Source organism: Rheinheimera sp. 1928-s, from assembly GCF_029269265.1.
GTDB lineage: Bacteria > Pseudomonadota > Gammaproteobacteria > Enterobacterales > Alteromonadaceae > Pararheinheimera.
On the sequence record NZ_JARIXP010000006.1, the window covers coordinates 149,866 to 168,512 of the forward strand.

Sequence of the window (18,647 nt, forward strand, 5' to 3'; positions counted from 1 at the left end):
GTGTATATGAAAAAAACTGTAGCAAATAAAGCTGTTGCCCTGGTGTTATCTCTGATGTTGCCTGCTTTTATGGCAGTGGCGGATCAAGCAGATGCTTTACAAAACAAGTTAGCGCGTTTAACCAGCTTTCAGGCCAGTTTTGATCAAACCGTCGTCGATGCCAGCAATAAGCTGATCCAGCAGGGCGAAGGCCTGTTGTCGCTGAAGCAGCCATCTTTGTTTCGTTTTGAAACTCAAACACCAGAGCCTAACCTCTTTATCGGTGATGGCAAAACGCTGTGGTTTTATGCTGAAGTGTTAGATCAGGTCAGTATTTATGATGCCAAAGAACAAGTGCAGAAAACCCCTTTTGTGTTGTTGACTTCACACGATCCTAAATTGTGGGCTCAATACAATGTGACAGGTGCAGACGAGCAGTTTGATATCACGCCTAAAGATCCAAGCAATGCAGTGAAAAAACTCAGCCTGAAATTTTCTGGCTTAGCCTTGTCGCAAATGGTGGTCGTGGACAACAATGGCCAGAACAGCACTTTTGAATTTAATCTGGTGCAATACAATACGCCGCTGGCATCAGAGCTGTTCCAGTTTGCTATTCCGGCTACAGCTGAAGTGGATGATCAACGCGTCAAGTGAACAACCTCGGCTTTGAATTCCACGACGATATAAGGCCTCTGGCAGCGCTGCTGAGGCCAACGCAGTTATCGGATTATGTTGGGCAGCAGCAAGTGCTGGGGCCTGGTACACCGCTGCGTAAGGCAATAGAAGCTGGGCGCATCTCCTCGCTCATTTTATGGGGCCCTCCAGGCACAGGCAAAACCACTTTGGCAGAGCTTATCGCCATTTATGCCAAAGCAGCCATTGCCCGTTTATCTGCTGTGACTGCTGGTGTCAAAGAAATACGTGAAGAAATTCAGGCGGCCAAACAACGTTTAGCGCAAAATCAGCGCACTTTGTTGTTTGTCGATGAAGTGCACCGCTTTAACAAAGCCCAGCAAGATGCGTTTTTACCTCATATAGAAGATGGCACTATTATTTTTATTGGTGCCACTACAGAAAACCCGGCTTTTGCACTGAATAACGCTATGTTATCCCGCGCCCGTGTCTGCATTTTAAAAAAACTGACCGCAGAGGATCTGACCTTAGTCACAGAACGTGCTGTGGCGCATTACCAGCAACATGGCCAGCAGGTTCAGATAAGCCTTGAGGCGCAATCCTTATTACTGCAACTAGCTGATGGTGATGCCAGACGTTTATTAAACCTGTTTGAACAAGCCGTTGAAACTGCGCAGCAGGGCACAGCTCTCACTGAATTAACGGCTGATTTATTCCGTCAGTTGGTGCCACGGCAACTGCCGGGTTTTGATCAGCAAGGTGATATTTTTTACGACTTAATTTCTGCCTTTCATAAATCGGTGCGTGGCTCAAACCCTGATGCGGCTTTGTATTGGTATTGCCGTATTTTAGAAGGAGGTGGCGACCCTTTGTATGTGGCTCGACGATTACTCGCTATCGCCAGTGAAGATATAGGCAATGCTGACCCACGCGCTTTAACCATTGGCTTGGATGCCTGGGATACCTTTGCCCGTGTGGGTCCGGCCGAAGGTGAGCGGGCTATAGCTCAGGCTGCTGTCTATATGGCGTTAGCGCCAAAATCCAATGCGGTGTATAGCGCTTTTAACCAGATGCGCCAATATGTGCAGCAACACCCTTCTTATGAAGTACCGGATCATTTGCGTAATGCGCCGACTGCTTTGGCTAAACAACAGGGTTTTGGTAAGGCGTATCGATATGCGCATAACGAGCCTGGCGCTTATGCGGCAGGTGAAGTGTATTTGCCAGCAGAGATGGCAGGCATGAAGTTTTACACGCCTTCCGATCGTGGCTTAGAGAAACAACTGCAGGACAAAATGGCGTATTTAGCCATGCTGGACCAACAAGCAAAAGGACAGGATTAATGCATGCGTACCTGGCAGTGGCTATTGGTGGCGCTTTAGGTGCCTGTTGCCGTTTTGGATTAGGCGAATTTATCCTGCATCTTTTTGGTAAATCATTCCCTTTTGCCACTTTGCTGGTTAATATTCTCGGGTCTTTTGTATTAGGTCTGCTTTATGGCCTGTTTTTAGCCGAACATCTGACGGTTGATCCGTGGAAAACCTTGATCGGCGTAGGTTTTTTAGGTGCCTTTACTACCTTTTCGACTTTTTCACTCGACACTGTTTTACTGCTGCAACAAGGCGATTTGGTGAAAGCCGGCCTGAATGTTGTGCTGAACGTGCTGATTTGTTTAACACTCGCCTGGCTGGGTTTAAAGCTGGGCTCAATGAAGTAATCACTATGTTAGATGCAAAATTTTTAAGAGCCGAATTAGCTCAAACTGCCCAACGTTTAGCGGACCGTGGTTTTCAGCTGGACGTTACTACGCTAGAGACGCTGGAAGCACAGCGCCGTGAGTTGCAAATGGCGACTCAGGATTTACAGAATTCACGTAATACCAAATCCAAAGCCATAGGTCAGGCCAAAGCCCGTGGTGAAGACATTACACCATTATTAGCTGAAGTGGATGGTTTAGGTGCACAGCTGGAAGAGGCCAAGCAGAAGCTAGATGCCGTATTAGCGCAGTGGGATGCTATTGTTAGCGCTATTCCAAACGTGCCGCATGAGTCTGTACCTGCAGGTAAAGATGAAACAGGCAATGTGATGGTTCGGCAGTGGGGTGAAGCCCGTGCTTTTGAATTTGAACCTAAAGATCATGTGGCTTTAGGCGAAGCGCTGGATAAAGGCCTGGATTTTGAAAATGCAGTAAAAATTGCCGGTTCACGTTTTGTGGTGATGCGCGGCCAAATTGCCCGTCTGCACCGTGCTTTAAGCCAGTTTATGCTGGACTTACACACAGAGCAGCACGGCTATACCGAATTGTATGTGCCTTATCTGGTCAATGCGGCTTCCTTGTACGGCACTGGCCAGTTGCCAAAGTTTGGTGCGGATTTATTTCATACTAAACCAGCCACAGAAGAGGGCGTGGGGATGTCGTTGATCCCAACGGCTGAAGTGCCAGTCACTAACCTGGCTCGTGATTGCATTTTTGAACTGACGGAATTGCCACAAAAATACACTGCGCATACGCCGTGTTTTCGCAGCGAAGCAGGCTCTTATGGCCGTGATACCCGTGGTTTAATCCGTCAGCATCAGTTTGATAAAGTTGAATTAGTGCAGTTAGTGCACCCGGATCAGTCCTTTGCTGCGCTGGAAGAATTAACAGGTCATGCCGAGAAAGTATTGCAGCTGTTAGGTTTACCTTACCGGACTATGTTGCTTTGTACTGGTGATATGGGGTTTGGTTCAACCAAAACCTACGATTTGGAAGTCTGGCTACCGGCACAAAATACCTACCGTGAAATTTCTTCTTGCTCAAGCATGGGTGATTTCCAGGCTCGTCGTATGCAAGCCCGGTTCCGTCCTGGTGAAGGCAAAAAACCAGAACTGTTGCATACCTTAAATGGCTCAGGGTTGGCTGTGGGTCGCACGTTAGTAGCTATTCTGGAGAATTACCAGCAAGCTGATGGTTCTATTCAGATCCCAGCCGTGTTGCAGCCTTATATGGGTGGTAAAACGGAAATCCGCTGTTAATATCTGAACTCTGTGTTCTTTTTGTAAGGAGCAGCTTTTCTGCTCCTTTGTACTGGGTAAAGCTGATGTCATTAATCAAAGAACAACAACAAAATTCCAAGAAGACTCCGATCCCCCGTCATGTGGTTGTGCGTAAAACCAGGCCGAATCCGGTAAAGACCATGTTGCGCTGGGTCTATTGGCTGATATTGATTGGTGTGATTGCAGTGGTGGTGATCACCAGTTTTGAAGCCGGAATGGGCATGTACAAAGGGTTGAATTAACAGCCCTTTGTTTTTCTAAGCCCTTTGGTTCAGAGACACTTTGCCGGTTTTGGCAAACCGGCAATACGGGTGGCTTGTTTAGCCGGACCTTCCGGAAACAAAAGAAATAAATATTTACTGTTGCCTTTATCTGCCCCCAGTTTTTCTCCCATGCTTTTCACCAGTAAACGTATGGCAGGAGAGGTTTGATACTCCTGGTAAAAAGCACGGACAAAATTTACCACTTCCCAATGCGCGTCTGTCATTTGGATTTGCTCTAAACGGGCGAATTCCTCTGCCAGTTGTGGCGTCCATAAGGTTAAATCAGCCAGGTAACCGTGTTTATCCAAAGGATAGTTTTGGCTATTTAAAATCAATTCAGTCATCAGAGTTGTTGTTCCGCTTGCAGCACTAATTCAAGCCACTGGCTGTCATTCAGTGCGGTAAAAGGTTCGGAGATAACCAGACCGCGTACAGCTGCATCAGTGACAAGGCAATACACAGCACAAGGCAGCTGGTTAAGCTGATTGGTTTTCATTAAATACGCCGCCTCTTGCCTCAATAAAACTTTGTCTTCTGCAGTGACAAGACTCAGAACATCCGAAAGTTGGTGATGACTTAAATCAAATAGTCTCATATCAGGCCTTAATCACATGCTGCTGCGTATATAGCAACTGGCTTAGCTCGTTGCCTTCCAATGGCTGAAGGTCCAGCATAAGCTCATTGGTTTCCAATTTACGTTGCCGTAAGGATTCCGCGCAGATATACAGCTGCTCAATATCGTACAGCTCAAACAGTTTAAAACTGCGTCTGAAGTCTTTGACCATTAAACCTGCGCTGTCATCAGCTTTTAGCAACTGATACACAGCGTCATCGCTAAATATAACGCTGACCTGATGGTCTACCGCTGCCAAGGCGAAGATTAAATCCAGGCTCTCTCTGGCTTCGATGCCTTGCAAAGGTAACTTGGTCACTAACACTGCTATCTTCATGAAAATTGCACCAGTTTATCTGTATTCGCTAAACGCATCGCAAACTCGGCTAAACCAGCAGCTGTATAACCATGTGCTGGCTTTACCTCATCAGAGCAGACGCCGCGTTTTTCAGCTGCTGTGATACAAAACAGCAAGGGAATTTGATGCTGGAGGCAAAACTGCTGAAGCCTGGCTGAAAGCTTAGGTTCATCTGAAGGCAAATCAATCAAAGCCGATGCTGCATAAACCGCATCCCGATATAAAAACACCAAATCTACACTATGGCCTGCCACAACAGCCTGCTGCATAAAACGCAAGGCGCTAACAAAACTTTGGCCTTGTAATACCGGGCCTTCAATCAGAACGGCAAAACTGGTCATGTGTCTAGATCCCGCAAAAAAATTGTCTAAATCAGGCTAAAAAAATGCCCCGCATGTGGCGGGGCATTTTACTGCAACATCAGCTTATCTCAAGCCTTAATTAATCATCGCTGCCCATGATACCCAGTAACTGCAGTAACGAAGTGAACAGGTTAAAGATGTTCAGGTACAAACCCACTGTAGCGCGAATGTAGTTAGTTTCCCCGCCGTTGACGATACGACTGGTATCAAACAGAATTAAACCAGACATAATCATCACTACAGCTGCGTTAATCGCCAGGTGCAGGGCAGGGATCTGGAAGAACATATTGGCTAAGCCAGCGACTATCACCACAATCAAACCTACAAACAAGAAGCTGCCCATAAAGTTAAAATCTTTACGTGAGCTTAAAGCGTAAGCAGACAAGGAGAAAAATACGACTGCTGTTAAGCCTAAAGCTTGCATAATCAGCTCGGGGCCGTTTGCTGTCGCTGCGAAACGATTCAGCAAAGGGCCAATAGATGCGCCTAAACAGCCCGTTAAAGCAAATACCCAGAAAATGCCACTGGCGCTGTCTGCTTTTTTCTGTACGACAAAAATTAAACCAAAAGCCACCAGGGTAAATACCAGACCCAGGCCAAAACCAAAGTTCATCGCCATGGAAATACCGGCAGTGACAGCGCTGAATGCTAAAGTCATGGCCAGCAGGAAGTAGGTATTACGTAGTACTTTGTTGACTTCAACGCTATGGCCGATATGGCCAGCTTGCGTGTTTTGGTTGTAGGACATTGCTGTTCTCTCCATTCAATAGTTACTTTTCTGACTTTATCTTACTTGGGAAGTTCCCAAAGTGCCAGCAGTTATCTTTATAAAACAATTCAATCATTTACCTTGTTTTATCAAAGTATAAAAAAATGCTTTTCTTTCGCAACTGATCTGATTATCATACGCGGCGCCGGAGGGGTGGCAGAGCGGTTTAATGCACCGGTCTTGAAAACCGGCGAAGGTTAATAGCCTTCCGAGAGTTCGAATCTCTCCCCCTCCGCCATTATTCCAGGAACCCGTATCAGCGAAAGTTGATACGGGTTTTACGTTTTAGTGGATCTGTTTTTTTACAAGCAATGAAAAAAGCCGCACAAGGCGGCTTAGTTCGAATACACAGCTGTTAATTCACCGCAGTACAACTCATACAGACTGAGTAGATACCTTTTGGATCGTTAAACTGTTCCAGTACTTTAAAGTCCTGATTAATTTGCGTCACGATGTTTTTCAACAGCGGGCTAAACGCCGACTCTTTTGCATCAGGTAACAGCGCTTGTACTGTGCTTGAGGCGAACATATCACGCAGCAACTGTTCGGTAGGAGTTAATTCCTGTTCCATCACTTTAATGTCGTATTGCGTTAAACCCGCTTTTTCAGCTGCAGCAGCAATAGCGTCATCAAAGGTGCCCAGTTTATCTACTAAACCGAATTCCAGTGCTTTGGTACCAGTCCAGACCCGGCCCTGAGCTACTTTATCCACAGCTTCTTTGCTCATGCCACGGTTTTCAGACACCATGCCGATGAAGTCGTCATAGCCTTTGTTGATCATCAGTTGGAAAATACCTGACATATCCGGTGTTAAACCTTTAAACAAAGGTAAACCTGAACTTAAACCTGCCAGCTCTGAAGTGCCTACGCCGTCAATGTTTAAACCCAAGACTGGCATTGCATTTTCCAGAGTGTGAAACAAACCGAAGATGCCAATAGAGCCCGTGATCGTAGTAGGAGAGGCCCAGATTTCGTTGGCTGGAGCCGCTATCCAATAACCACCTGAAGCAGCTACTGCACCCATAGAGGCAATCACAGGCTTACCTGCAGCTTTTAACAGTTTGATTTCCTGACCTATGATTTCAGAAGCAAAAGCGCTGCCGCCGCCGCTGTCGATACGTAAGACTACAGCTTTCACCTTTTCATCAAAACGGGCACGACGTAATAAAGCAGCTGTGGTATCACCGCCTATAGTACCGGCTTTCGCCGAACCATCGATAATAGTGCCACGAGCCACAACCACAGCGACTTTTTCGGTCAGTGGGTTATCGTAGTGAACTGGAGGCAATACTACATCCTGATAATCTTTAAACTGAACCTGATTAAAGCTGTGTTTTTCGTTTTCACCCACCAAAGCAATCAGATCCTGACGAAATTCTTCACGGCTTTTGATGCTATCGACCAACTTTGCATCCAGAGCATATTGCGTCATATCGCCATTCACTGCCTGTAACTTCTGATACAAACCAACGATAGTTTCATCGAAGTTATCGACGGCAAAGCCACGACGCTCAGCCACTTGCTGTTTATAGCTGGCCCATAATTCGTCCAACCAGGCTTTGTTGGCTTCTTTGGCTTCATCTGACATGGTATCGCGGGTAAAAGGCTCTACTGCAGATTTATAAGTACCAACTTTAAATACGTGAGTGGTGATTTTTAATTTTTCTAATGCAGATTTGTAATACATAGGGTAGCTGCCAAAACCTTCCAGCAGCACCGTACCCATAGGGTTTAAGTTGATGCTGTCGGCATATGAGGCAAGAAAATACTGGTTTTGGCTGTAATAATCGCCTGTTGCCATTATTTTTTTACCCGCGGCTTTAAAGTCCTGTAATGCAGAACCTACCATAGATAATTTATCCATAGAGCCTCTGCCAAAAGAAGACAGGTCCAGCACTATGGCTTTAATACGTTCATCTTTTTTAGCGGCCTGAATGGTTTTCACCAGATCCGTCACTAAAATTTCTGGATCTTCTTCCTGAGAACCCATACCTTCATTTAATACCTGATCCAGAGGATCGATATAACGTTTTTCTTCGACCAGATCTCCAGACAAGTTCAGAATTAAAGCGGCGCTGTCAGGGATCTTCACTTTATCGTCACTGCTGAAAATGGATACCAGTATAAGGATAAACAAAATGGCAAAAATAAGATTAAAAGTGATGTGGCGAACCAGACTGATAGCGCGCCAAATGCCACCAAAAAAGCGTCTTAAGATCCCAGGTTTTTTCTCAGACATATGATGTACCTATAGTTTCGGCAAAATAGTAAAGAGCTATGCTAACGAATTTAGGGCTAAAGCTCAGGGTCGAATTTGTAAGTAAATGTTTATTTACCCTTATTACCTGAAGCTACCGCGTCGTTCACTGCACTCCTGTGGCTTCGCTGCATCATCAATTACTTTGTGTATCTCTTGCGATAAATCAGCAAAACGGCTACATTCTTGCTATTCAACAGGTACGACCAGAGAGATTATTGTGGCATATCCGCATTTATTGGCCCCACTGGATTTGGGCTTCACTCAGTTAAAAAACCGCGTCATTATGGGGTCTATGCATACAGGCCTGGAAGAAGAGAAAAACGGTTTTGACAAGCTGGCTGCGTTTTATGCAGAACGGGCTAAAGGTGGAGTAGGCTTAATTATCACTGGAGGCATCAGTCCGAATTTTCGCGGCAATCTGGTGCCTTTTGGTAGTCAGCTGACCTGGTGGTGGCAAGCTGGTAAACATAAAAAAGTTACTGAAGCTGTACATCAGCACGGCGGCAAAATTTGTATTCAACTGCTGCACGCAGGCCGTTATGGATATCATCCTTTTAGTGTGGCACCAAGTAGAGTGCAATCACCTATTACTCCCTTTAAACCTAAAGCTTTGTCTGACAGCCAAATTCGCAGCACTATCGCTGACTTTGCTCACTCCGCCAAACTGGCGAAAAAAGCAGGCTATGACGGTGTTGAAATTATGGGTTCAGAAGGGTACTTACTGAATCAGTTTTTATGTAGTAGGACCAATCAGCGCACAGACCAATGGGGCGGCAGTTTTGAAAACCGTTGTCGTTTTGTGCTGGAAATCTTAAAAGCCGTACGTGAAGCTTGCGGTAAAGATTTTATTATTATTTATCGCTTGTCGATGCTGGATTTAGTTGAAGATGGCAATAGCTTTGAAGAAGTCATTGCATTGGCAGCTTCTGCCGCAGCAGCGGGTGCCACTATGCTTAACACAGGTATTGGCTGGCATGAAGCCCGTGTGCCAACCATTGGCACTATGGTTCCTCGTGCTGCTTTTAGCTGGGTGACAGAGCAAGTTCGCAAACATGCCAGCATTCCTGTGATTGCAACCAACCGAATTAACGACCCGCAGGTGGCTGAAACTATTCTCGAATCAGGACAGGCGGATATGGTCTGTATGGCGCGGCCATTTTTGGCCGATGCTGATTTTGTGAATAAAGCAGCAGCCAATCAGGCGCATTTAATTAATACCTGTATTGCCTGTAATCAGGCTTGCCTTGATCATGTATTTCAGAAAAAGCGCGCCAGCTGTTTAGTCAACCCACGGGCGTGTTACGAGACCGAATTGAATTTTGAGACCGCAACGGCGAAGAAAAAAATTGCTGTAGTAGGGGCAGGACCAGCAGGTTTAGCCTTTAGTGTTTATGCGTCGTCCCGTGGTCATGAAGTGACTTTGTTTGACCGTGGCAGTGAAATTGGTGGGCAGTTTAATTACGCCAAACAAATACCGGGTAAAGAAGAGTTTTATCAGACGCTGCGTTATTTTGCTGAAATGCTGAAAGTAAACAAGGTGAATGTGCAGCTGAATTCTGAGCAAACGGCAGAGAGCTTGTCCGCTGGTGGTTATGACCATGTGGTGTTATCCAGCGGTATCAAAGCCCGTCAGTTAGATATTCCGGGTTTTGATCATCCTAAAGTATTAAGTTATTTGGATGTGCTGAAACATCATAAGCCTGTGGGTCAGAATGTGGCTGTGATAGGGGCCGGTGGTATTGGTTTTGATGTGTCTGAATATTTAACAGAGCCACATTCATTGACTTTGCAACCAGACGCCTGGTTAAAAGACTGGGGCATAGATAAAGACTATCAAAGCCGTGGGGCTTTGTTGGCTGACGCGCCAGCGCAACCTTCAGAACGTAAAGTATTTTTGTTGCAACGCAAAACCAGCAAAGTAGGGGCTGGTCTTGGTAAAACCACAGGCTGGATCCATCGCAGCTCGTTAAAGAAAAAAGGTGTGGAGATGATGTCCGGTGTTAGTTACACCAAAGTAGATGATGCCGGGCTTTGGATCACTATTAATGGTCAGGAACGTTGCCTTGCAGTAGATAACGTCATTATCTGCGCCGGACAGGAGCCTGAACGCAGTTTGCAGCAGCAACTGCTGGACGCTGGTCAACAAGTGCATTTGATAGGTGGTGCGGACGTTGCTGCTGAACTGGATGCCAAGCGTGCTATCCGTCAAGGTGCTGAACTGGCAGCCCGTTTGTAATACAGAGTGGTTAAAACTTCCACCTGAGCAACTTCGGGTGGAAGCCTGTTTATTCAGGTTTTACTCCGTTCTGATCCTGCGCCTGAAATATATTTTTCTAACTTTCACTTGCTAAGCCTACCTAATTCCCGCTATTACTCAGAGCGGGAATGCATTCGTATGCATAAAATGCGTGTTCAATCCTGGTGCAGCGCGACAATGCTGCACCAAAATGGAAATTTGTCATACGTATGTCATCTGTTGTTCCTAAATTTAATGTCCTCAGAGGCATTGATTCATCTGGAAAACAATAATTTTTCAGGCTGCTGCCTCTTGTGGTATCAGCTTTGCTTTGAGAAAAACAGAATAAAAAATAACAGTTAAATTGTCGGGTTTATCAACAGGGAGACTTATATGTCTGGTGTACTTACCATGATTTTAGCGGGGGGCGAAGGGACCAGACTGGCACCTTTGACTGGAGTCAGAGCCAAACCGGCTGTGCCCTTTGGTGGCAATTACAGGATTATCGATTTTGTGCTGAATAACTTTGTGAATTCAGATTTATTGCAGATTTTTGTGATCACTCAGTTTAAATCTCATTCACTGATGAAACATTTAAGCCGCGCCTGGCGGGTGACTGGCTTAACCAACAGATTTATCGACCCTATTCCGGCTCAGATGCAAACAGGCAAACACTGGTATCTGGGCACAGCAGATGCGGTGTATCAGAATATTCATCTGATCCATGGTATTGACCCGGAAGAGGTTTGTGTATTCGGTGGCGACCATATCTACAAAATGGATGTGCGGCAAATGCTGAATTTCCATCGTCAGAATAATGCGTTACTGACGGTCGCAGCTATTCCTGTGCCTGTGTCTCAGGCGCATGAGTTTGGCGTGATTGAAGTCGACAGCACAGGAAAAATGATAGGTTTTGAAGAAAAACCTAAATCGAATCCTAAAACTATTCCGGGGCGGCCTGATTATGTGCTGGCGTCTATGGGCAACTATATTTTTGACGCTAAAACCTTAGTTGAAGTATTAAACGAAGACGCGGCGCAAATTGATTCAAAGCACGATTTCGGCCATAACATTATTCCGAAGATGTATCCGGCTGGTAATGTTTATGTCTATGACTTTTCGACGAACATGATCCGCGGTGAACAAGAAGATTCCAAAGGCTACTGGCGTGATGTCGGAACACTGGACTCGTATTATGAAGCCAACATGGACTTAATTTCAGTGCAGCCGCCCTTGGATTTATACAATAAATACTGGCCGCTACGCAGTTATACACCGCCGATGCCACCTGCCAAGTTTGTGCACGATGAAGCCAACAGAACAGGGCAGGCGATAAGTTCTATGGTCGCCTCTGGTTGTATCGTCAGTGGTGCTATCGTCTATCAGTCTATATTGGGATATAACACTGTAGTGCATAGTCATGCTTACATTGAAAAAAGTGTATTGATGGGGAATAACGATATAGGACGGGGTTGTCGTATACGTCGTGCTATTATCGACAAAGATGTGAAAATAGCACCTAATACCATTATTGGTGAAGATCCGGTGCTGGATCGTCAGCGTTTCCATGTGTCGGCTGATGGTGTTGTGGTGATCCCAAAAGGGGCAATGGTAGGATTTGACTGATACTGGGGTCGTAAAGGCCGCAGATCAAACAGCGGCCTTTAGTGGGAAATGATCAATGCGCGTGTTGTTTTTATGCAGTGAATTTGAAGGTGTGATCAAAACCGGTGGTCTGGCAGATGCCAGCCGGGGTTTGGCTACAGAGATGCAAAAGCTAGGGCATGAAGTCAGAGTGTTGCTGCCTCGTTATGGCAGCCTGTACTCTGTGCCTGTAGAAGAAAACTGGCAGTCCGTTTATTTTGCTTTGGGTGGACAAGCCCAGGGCTGTGCAGTGCGTACAGTGTTAAATTCAGAAGTGCCACTGGCCCTGATTGAACATCATGATTATTTTGGTCGTCCACGGCCTTATGATGATGGGCAACATGGCTATCCTGATAACGCACTACGTTTTGCGTTTTTCTGCAAAGCCGCGTTGCAGTTTTGTGTAGATACAGGCTGGGTGCCTGATCTAATTCATGGGCACGATTGGCAAACTGGTATAGCGGCTTATTATTTAAAGCAGTTTTATCAGCAGGCTTTGCCCGGTACTAAAATGCTGTTTACCATTCACAACGGCGCTTATCAGCAAGCTTTGTCTGCTGCTGACCGGGCTCAGACTGAAGTCGATCCGTCTACTGCGATGGCAGGTTCGAGTATGCTGGCTTTGGGTTTGGCCTATGCAGATAAAGTAAATACCGTCAGTAAAGGCTACGCCACAGAGTTATTGACTGAACCCGCTGCAAACGGTTTAGCCGCCTTATATCAGGCCCGGGGGACGGATTTCTCCGGTATTCTCAATGGCTGCGATTATGAGCAGTGGGATCCGGCGACCGATCTGTACCTGACGGCTCAATACAGCCACACTAAACTCAAAGGCAAACTGGCCTGCAAAACTGAACTGAAACAGCGTTACGGTCTTGAACAAAATACAGCACCACTTTTTGTGCTGGTGAGTCGGGTGACAGAACAAAAAGGTTTTGCCTATTTATTACCCGCATTAGAGCAATGGTTGGGTGACGCCGACGCGCAAGTGCTGATGATGGGCACTGGTGATCAGGCTTATATTGGCCGTTTGCAGGCTTTGAATGATAAATTTCCGGGGCGTTTTGTCTTTGTTGAAGGCTTTAATGAAGCTTTATCTCATCAATTGGAAGCTGCAGGCGATTTTTTTCTGATGCCGTCTTTGTTTGAGCCTTGTGGCTTAAATCAAATTTACAGCTTACGTTATGGCACTGTACCTTTGGTGCGTTTAACGGGCGGCTTAAAAGACACAGTACGGGATTTAACGGACAGTGAGCCAACGGGCATAGGTTTTGTTGAACCTACAGCACAGGCGTTACTGGAAGCGTTAAACAGAGCTTTACAGTTGTATCAACAACCTGCATGGTACAAAGAAGTGCAGCAAAGGGGTATGCAACAGCGTTTTGGTTGGGCAGAATCAGCAGTGCAGTATCAGGTGTTGTATCAACAGCTTCAGGCCTGATTGGAGGGCAACTCAGGGATTTCGGCCAGACCTTGAGCAAACAACAAGGTTCTGTGTAAAAGCTGTTGTATGGACAAAATAAAGTTTGGTAGCCTTAAGCGAAGTTTGTGGCTTTATATGAGCTAAATCAAAGGGTTTTATTATGGATGCTGTTACGTTATTAACGACCCGCTATTCTTCTGCACGTTTAACCGATCCCGCACCCAGTGGCGAAGCTCTGGCTATTATTAAACAAGCGGCCTTACAGGTACCTGATCATGGTCATTTAAGGCCCTGGCGTTTTGTGGTGGTCAATGGCCGCAAATCGCTGGAGAAATTAGGCGATATTTTTGCAGAAGCAGCACTGGAAGAAGATCCCTCCGTTGCTAACGAGATAATAGAACGGGCCCGTCAGTTGCCTTTGCGGGCTCCTATGGTGATTGTTTGTATCGCCAAATGTGTCAATCATCCGAAAGTGCCTTTGGCTGAGCAAACCCAATCGGCAGCTTGCGCCGTCATGGCGATGCAACAAGCCGCTTTTGCTTTAGGTTTTGGTGGCATATGGCGCACTGGTGCTTACACCCAGTATGAGTTTGTAAAGCAGGCCTTTGAGCTGGGGGAAGACGATGAAATTGTCGGTTTCCTGTATTTAGGTACCTGTGCGCAAGAGGTTGCAGCCAAAGCACCTTTGGCTGTCGAAGAGTTTTTTAGCGATTATAACTAAGGTTGCCTGTCAGCCGCTTTAGATAAAAGATACAAAGCGGCTTGTTTTCACTCGGCTCTGAGCACTTCTTCCAATTGTGTTTCGGCGCTTTGCTTTAGCTCCATCCACCAGCGTTTTTGATAGTCTCGTTTTGTCAGTTGATCAAGGTAAATTCCCTGACCAAACACAGGCGTCAGTAAAGACACCTGATAAGCTCTGGCAGCTATCTCTAACCGCTCCAGTGGCTCATACCAGTTATGCATGGCCAAATCAAAACTGCTGTTATGGACAGGCATCATGTGTTTGCCGCGTAAATCCAAATGAGCACGCAGAGATTGTTCAGGCAACATATGAATATCAGCCCACAGCTCGTTATAAGCTCCGGTTTCCATCAATGTCAGATCAAAAGGCCCTAACTTTTCTCCTATGGTTTTAAAACCAGCGAAATAACCGCTGTCGCCGCTGAAAAACAGATTAAATTCATCATTACGTATCGCCCAGGACGCCCATAAGGTTTTATTTTTGTCGCTCAGACCACGGCCGGAAAAGTGCTGAGCAGGGGTCGCTGTAAGCGTGACGCCATGCAGAGTTGTGTCCTGCCACCAATCCAAAACGATGATTTTCTGTTTTGGGATCCCCCAATTTATTAAATGTTGATCGACTCCAAGCGGTACAATAAAACGTTCGGTTCTGGCATTCAGCGCCAACACACTGTGCTTATCCAGATGATCGTAGTGATCATGTGATAAAACAATAGCGGCTAAAGAGGGGACTTCGGACWGTTGCAGCGGCAGTTGATGGAAACGTTTGGGACCAGCCCATTGCACAGGAGAAGCACGCTCTGAGAAGACCGGATCGGTCAACCAGTAATGGCCGTTTAGTTGCAGTAGTACAGTGGAATGATTGATTTTATACAACACAGCTTGTGCTGTGGCTTCAGGTGACAACTTAAGCTGTTGTATGGGCAATGGCTGAGCAGGGCTACGTTCTTTATTGGTATTTGTCAGGTACTGCCAGATAATTTGCGGCAGTTTGGCAAAACCGGCGTCGTTCGCGCCGGAACTATTGATAAAGCGCTGATCTTTGTTGGTTGCAGATAAATAGGATGTCATAGCAGCTCCGGTTATAAGTAACAAAACGACAGCAAGACTGTGGCGGCGTAAGCTCATCAGTTGGCCTTTAATAAGTAAACTACACTGTGCAGTTTACTTATTCTGCTTCAAAAGTAAACTGTTGAGTGTAATAATGTCGAAAATTTTTTGGACATTGTTGCGATGACTCAAATAAAGCCAAAATTGACCCGTTCTGAGCAGAAAAAGCAGGATGTGTTACGTGCCGCTATTCAGGAATTTCGTATGTTTGGTTTTGCCGGCGCCAGTATGGACAGAATTGCTGAGTTGGCAGGAGCGTCGAAACGTACTGTGTACAATCATTTTGTCAGTAAAGAGCTGTTGTTTGATCTGGCAACTACTGAGTTATGGCGCACCAGCAAGTCAGCTGCGAATGTAGCTTTTGACCCATCACAAAAAGCAGAACTGCAATTACTGAAAATATGTCAGCAATGCCTTGCTGTGTATCAGCAACAGGATTTCATTGAGTTGGCCCGTGTGGTCATGGCGGAATATATTCGCAGCCCTGAAAAGGCTCAGGCGGCGATGTTGAGGATGGCGAGTCAGGAAGGGGGTCTGGAACTCTGGCTGTCTCAGGCACAGCAACATGCTGTATTGGTTATTCCTGATATCCAGGTTGCTGCAACTCAGTTCTGGGGTATGTTTAAAGCCTTTGCATTCTGGCCCAGAGTATTTAACCTGGGTATAGAAAGCCAAATAGATGAAGCTGTGTTGTTAAGTTCTATCCGGATGTTTGTCAGTTTTTACAGTGTAAAGTGAAGCGGTAAAGGATGTGTGCCTTTACCGCCAAATCCCGGGTGAGTTTAGAAACCTGTTTCAAAAAATGCCGGGGCCTGAACTGTCTCCCAGGTGCCGTCTGTATATAAAATTGTCGCCTTGCCCATATGTGTTTGGTATGGCGTTATCGGCTTCAGACAAAATTGCTGGGCAGTGGTGCAGCCAGCTGTCGCCTCAGACCACAATATGGAAGACACAGGTTTCGTCATACCTGTTACACGCCATACCGCATTATTTGGATTGTAATCCATAGTGTATTCCATCAGATAGCAGGTATCTGGCTGCCATTCATCGTAGGCCGGAGAGTCGATATAGCATTCCATATGTGCGGCAGAAACCGGTAATACCACAACACCAAATACTGTTGCCAGGAGTTTTTTCATCATTATTTCCTTTATTTTGTATATCCAACTTGGTTGTTGCCAAAATGGCAAAATTAGTTAATCAATTGTTTGTTTTTGTGTCAACAAGAGAATGAGTAAAAAAGGAACAAAATGATTATTTAAGGAACAAGCTGGCTATGTGAGCAAAAAAAGCAATAAAAAAGGGCCTCATTGGAGGCCCTTGGTAACGGATAAAAATAACTTAGAAATCAGCATTTCCCGGCGTACGAGGGAAGGCGATGACGTCACGCACGTTGCCCACACCTGTCACGTAAGACACCAGACGCTCAAACCCTAAACCAAAACCAGCATGAGGTACTGTGCCGTAACGGCGCAGATCACGATACCAGCTGTAGTCTTCTTTATTCAGCCTCATCTGATCCATACGTGCATCCAGCTGCTCTAAACGCTCTTCACGTTGGCTGCCACCGATGATTTCGCCAATACCAGGCGCCAGAATATCCATAGCAGCCACAGTTTTGCCGTCTTCATTCATCCGCATGTAAAAGGCTTTGATGTCTTTTGGATAGTTTTGCAGAATGACAGGAGCGCCTACATGCACTTCAGCTAAGTAGCGTTCATGCTCAGACTGCAGATCCACACCCCACTCGACAGGGTAATCAAATTTCTTACCACAGTTTTTCAGGATCTCAACCGCGTCTGTGTAATCCATCCGAACAAAACTTGAATCGATCATGTTCTGCAGGCGACTTACCGCATTTTCGTCCACACGTTCAGCAAAAAACGCCATATCATCTGCACGTTCTGCCAGAACTGCTTTAAACACAAACTTCAGCATGTCTTCAGCCAGCTGCGCCACGTCTTTTAATTCGGCGTAAGCCACTTCTGGTTCAATCATCCAGAATTCGGCTAAGTGACGGGTAGTGTTTGAGTTTTCAGCACGGAACGTTGGGCCAAAGGTGTACACCTTAGACAAAGCACAGGCATAGGTTTCAACGTTCAGCTGGCCTGATACCGTCAGGAAGGTTTCTTTGCCGAAAAAGTCCTGTTTGTAGTCAATAGCACCTTTGTCGTCACGTGGCAGGTTTTCCATATCCAGCGTACTGACACGGAACATTTCACCAGCGCCTTCAGCATCAGCACCAGTAATGATAGGTGTGCTGATCCAGTAGAAACCACGTTCGTGGAAGAAACGGTGAATGGCCTGAGCTAAACAGTGACGTACACGGGTGATAGCGCCCACCATATTAGTACGGGCACGTAAATGTGCCTGTTCACGCAGGTATTCCATGCTGTGGCGTTTTGGTGCCATAGGGTAGGTGTCCGGATTTTCAACCCAACCAACTACTTCAACAGAGGAAGCCTGAATTTCAAAGGCCTGACCCTGACCTTCAGACTTGGCAATAGTACCAGTCACAATGACAGAGCACGCTGTGGTCAGACGTTTAATTTCGTTTTCGTAATTATTCAAATCAGCCGGAGCAACGGCCTGAACTGCATCAAAGCAGCTGCCGTCGTGCACGGCTAAAAATGAAATCCCGGCTTTGGAATCACGTTTAGTGCGGATCCACCCTTTAACTGTGACTGTATCGCCAACCTGATACTGGCCAGACAGCACATCTTTGATTACTGCATGCGTCATGCAACCTGCTCCAACTTACTTAAGAAACTGTAAAAACCCAAAAGCAGACATCATACTGAGGCAAAGACTGAACACAAGTAAAAATTGTGAGGAATTCCAAAATGAGCGCTTCAGAGCCCGATCTTAAGCCAAAAGAGCGTCGTAAAGGTGCCGATTGGCTGATGTTACTGTTGGCTATGCTGAATTTGGGCGCCTGGTTTTTACTGATCATGGGCTTGGCTCTGGCACATTTGGCCAAACCAGAATTTAACAGTGGTTTGGTGCAGTACTGGGGCATTCCCATTGAACAGGAATGGGATAAAGAACTGGTGCTGAAACTGGAAGTGTTAGTACGCTGGTGTCTGGTGTTTACTGCCGCCACTTTAGTGCTGCATCAGTTTCGCAACAGACGCCGTGACGATGGCTGGCGCCTAAACTTGTTTTTTCTGCTGTTTTTAAGCGCCGTGGTGTTATTTGTATTTTCGACTATTGATTAGAC

At 46.0% G+C, this 18,647-nt stretch carries 20 protein-coding genes and 1 tRNA gene; 12 read left to right on the plus strand and 9 right to left on the minus strand.

Annotated features, from left to right (window positions below):
• Nucleotides 1–6 precede the first annotated feature (6 nt).
• The 5 genes from lolA (at nt 7) to P3C17_RS16415 (ending at nt 3,890) form a co-directional block, all read left to right on the plus strand.
• Nucleotides 7–633, plus strand: coding sequence for an outer membrane lipoprotein chaperone LolA (lolA, locus tag P3C17_RS16395; protein WP_300930443.1), 627 nt, complete (start codon nt 7–9; stop codon nt 631–633).
• Nucleotides 630–1,955: a replication-associated recombination protein A gene (locus tag P3C17_RS16400; RefSeq protein ID WP_300930444.1), complete on the plus strand. Its 1,326-nt coding sequence runs from the start codon at nt 630–632 to the stop codon at nt 1,953–1,955. The genes lolA and P3C17_RS16400 overlap by 4 nt, the downstream gene beginning before the upstream one ends.
• Nucleotides 1,955–2,329, plus strand: a complete 375-nt coding sequence (gene crcB, locus P3C17_RS16405; RefSeq protein WP_233079931.1) for a fluoride efflux transporter CrcB — start codon at nt 1,955–1,957, stop codon at nt 2,327–2,329. The genes P3C17_RS16400 and crcB overlap by 1 nt, the downstream gene beginning before the upstream one ends.
• Before the next feature lie 5 nt (nt 2,330–2,334).
• A complete protein-coding gene (gene serS, locus P3C17_RS16410; RefSeq protein WP_300930445.1) occupies nt 2,335–3,627 on the plus strand; it encodes a serine--tRNA ligase in 1,293 nt (430 codons plus the stop codon).
• A 65-nt stretch (nt 3,628–3,692) separates the two neighbouring features.
• The gene (locus P3C17_RS16415) at nt 3,693–3,890 is read left to right on the plus strand and encodes a hypothetical protein (RefSeq protein WP_300930446.1); all 198 of its coding nucleotides are present in this window, start codon (nt 3,693–3,695) and stop codon (nt 3,888–3,890) included.
• Between the two features lie 29 nt (nt 3,891–3,919).
• On the opposite strand, the gene P3C17_RS16420 is transcribed toward P3C17_RS16415, so the two are convergent.
• From P3C17_RS16420 to P3C17_RS16440, 5 genes are all read right to left on the minus strand, one after another.
• Nucleotides 3,920–4,255, minus strand: a complete 336-nt coding sequence (locus tag P3C17_RS16420) for a TusE/DsrC/DsvC family sulfur relay protein (RefSeq protein ID WP_300930447.1) — start codon at nt 4,253–4,255, stop codon at nt 3,920–3,922.
• Complete coding sequence (locus tag P3C17_RS16425) at nt 4,255–4,506, minus strand: DsrH/TusB family sulfur metabolism protein (protein WP_300930448.1); 252 nt, start codon at nt 4,504–4,506, stop codon at nt 4,255–4,257. Before P3C17_RS16425 ends, P3C17_RS16420 begins: the two co-directional genes overlap by 1 nt.
• Before the next feature lies 1 nt (nt 4,507).
• Nucleotides 4,508–4,861 (minus strand): sulfurtransferase complex subunit TusC, encoded by a 354-nt coding sequence (tusC, locus tag P3C17_RS16430; RefSeq protein WP_300930449.1) that lies wholly within the window; start codon nt 4,859–4,861, stop codon nt 4,508–4,510.
• Nucleotides 4,858–5,223 carry a sulfurtransferase complex subunit TusD gene (gene tusD, locus P3C17_RS16435; protein WP_300930450.1) on the minus strand — a complete coding sequence of 122 codons (366 nt, stop codon included), beginning with the start codon at nt 5,221–5,223 and terminating at the stop codon, nt 4,858–4,860. The genes tusC and tusD overlap by 4 nt, the downstream gene beginning before the upstream one ends.
• Before the next feature lie 100 nt (nt 5,224–5,323).
• Nucleotides 5,324–5,992, minus strand: a complete 669-nt coding sequence (locus tag P3C17_RS16440; RefSeq protein WP_233079938.1) for a Bax inhibitor-1/YccA family protein — start codon at nt 5,990–5,992, stop codon at nt 5,324–5,326.
• A 168-nt stretch (nt 5,993–6,160) separates the two neighbouring features.
• On the opposite strand from P3C17_RS16440, the gene P3C17_RS16445 reads away from it, so the two are divergent.
• Nucleotides 6,161–6,251: transfer RNA gene (locus P3C17_RS16445), tRNA-Ser, on the plus strand.
• Nucleotides 6,252–6,368: 117 nt separating this feature from the next.
• Here the strand turns inward: P3C17_RS16445 and sppA are convergent.
• Nucleotides 6,369–8,252 carry a signal peptide peptidase SppA gene (gene sppA, locus P3C17_RS16450; RefSeq protein ID WP_300930451.1) on the minus strand — a complete coding sequence of 628 codons (1,884 nt, stop codon included), beginning with the start codon at nt 8,250–8,252 and terminating at the stop codon, nt 6,369–6,371.
• Nucleotides 8,253–8,487: 235 nt separating this feature from the next.
• Between sppA and P3C17_RS16455 the strand changes: the two genes are divergently transcribed.
• The 4 genes from P3C17_RS16455 (at nt 8,488) to P3C17_RS16470 (ending at nt 14,297) form a co-directional block, all read left to right on the plus strand.
• Complete coding sequence (locus P3C17_RS16455; RefSeq protein WP_346015674.1) at nt 8,488–10,509, plus strand: NADPH-dependent 2,4-dienoyl-CoA reductase; 2,022 nt, start codon at nt 8,488–8,490, stop codon at nt 10,507–10,509.
• A 393-nt stretch (nt 10,510–10,902) separates the two neighbouring features.
• Nucleotides 10,903–12,135, plus strand: a complete 1,233-nt coding sequence (gene glgC, locus P3C17_RS16460) for a glucose-1-phosphate adenylyltransferase (RefSeq protein ID WP_300930453.1) — start codon at nt 10,903–10,905, stop codon at nt 12,133–12,135.
• 55 nt (nt 12,136–12,190) lie between these two features.
• The gene (locus P3C17_RS16465) at nt 12,191–13,594 is read left to right on the plus strand and encodes a glycogen synthase (protein ID WP_300930454.1); all 1,404 of its coding nucleotides are present in this window, start codon (nt 12,191–12,193) and stop codon (nt 13,592–13,594) included.
• Nucleotides 13,595–13,736: 142 nt separating this feature from the next.
• Nucleotides 13,737–14,297, plus strand: coding sequence for an NAD(P)H nitroreductase (locus P3C17_RS16470; protein ID WP_300930455.1), 561 nt, complete (start codon nt 13,737–13,739; stop codon nt 14,295–14,297).
• A 47-nt stretch (nt 14,298–14,344) separates the two neighbouring features.
• Here P3C17_RS16470 and P3C17_RS16475 read toward each other — a convergent pair whose 3' ends face one another.
• On the minus strand, nt 14,345–15,388 hold the full coding sequence (locus P3C17_RS16475; protein ID WP_300930456.1) for an MBL fold metallo-hydrolase: 1,044 nt from the start codon (nt 15,386–15,388) through the stop codon (nt 14,345–14,347).
• Between the two features lie 162 nt (nt 15,389–15,550).
• Between P3C17_RS16475 and P3C17_RS16480 the strand changes: the two genes are divergently transcribed.
• On the plus strand, nt 15,551–16,165 hold the full coding sequence (locus P3C17_RS16480; RefSeq protein ID WP_300930457.1) for a TetR/AcrR family transcriptional regulator: 615 nt from the start codon (nt 15,551–15,553) through the stop codon (nt 16,163–16,165).
• A gap of 44 nt (nt 16,166–16,209) precedes the next feature.
• On the opposite strand, the gene P3C17_RS16485 is transcribed toward P3C17_RS16480, so the two are convergent.
• Together P3C17_RS16485 and asnS are read right to left on the minus strand one after the other, a co-directional pair.
• Nucleotides 16,210–16,569, minus strand: coding sequence for a hypothetical protein (locus P3C17_RS16485; RefSeq protein WP_300930458.1), 360 nt, complete (start codon nt 16,567–16,569; stop codon nt 16,210–16,212).
• 199 nt (nt 16,570–16,768) lie between these two features.
• The gene (gene asnS, locus P3C17_RS16490; protein ID WP_300930459.1) at nt 16,769–18,169 is read right to left on the minus strand and encodes an asparagine--tRNA ligase; all 1,401 of its coding nucleotides are present in this window, start codon (nt 18,167–18,169) and stop codon (nt 16,769–16,771) included.
• 101 nt (nt 18,170–18,270) lie between these two features.
• On the opposite strand from asnS, the gene P3C17_RS16495 reads away from it, so the two are divergent.
• Nucleotides 18,271–18,645 carry a hypothetical protein gene (locus P3C17_RS16495; protein ID WP_300930460.1) on the plus strand — a complete coding sequence of 125 codons (375 nt, stop codon included), beginning with the start codon at nt 18,271–18,273 and terminating at the stop codon, nt 18,643–18,645.
• Nucleotides 18,646–18,647 lie beyond the last annotated feature (2 nt).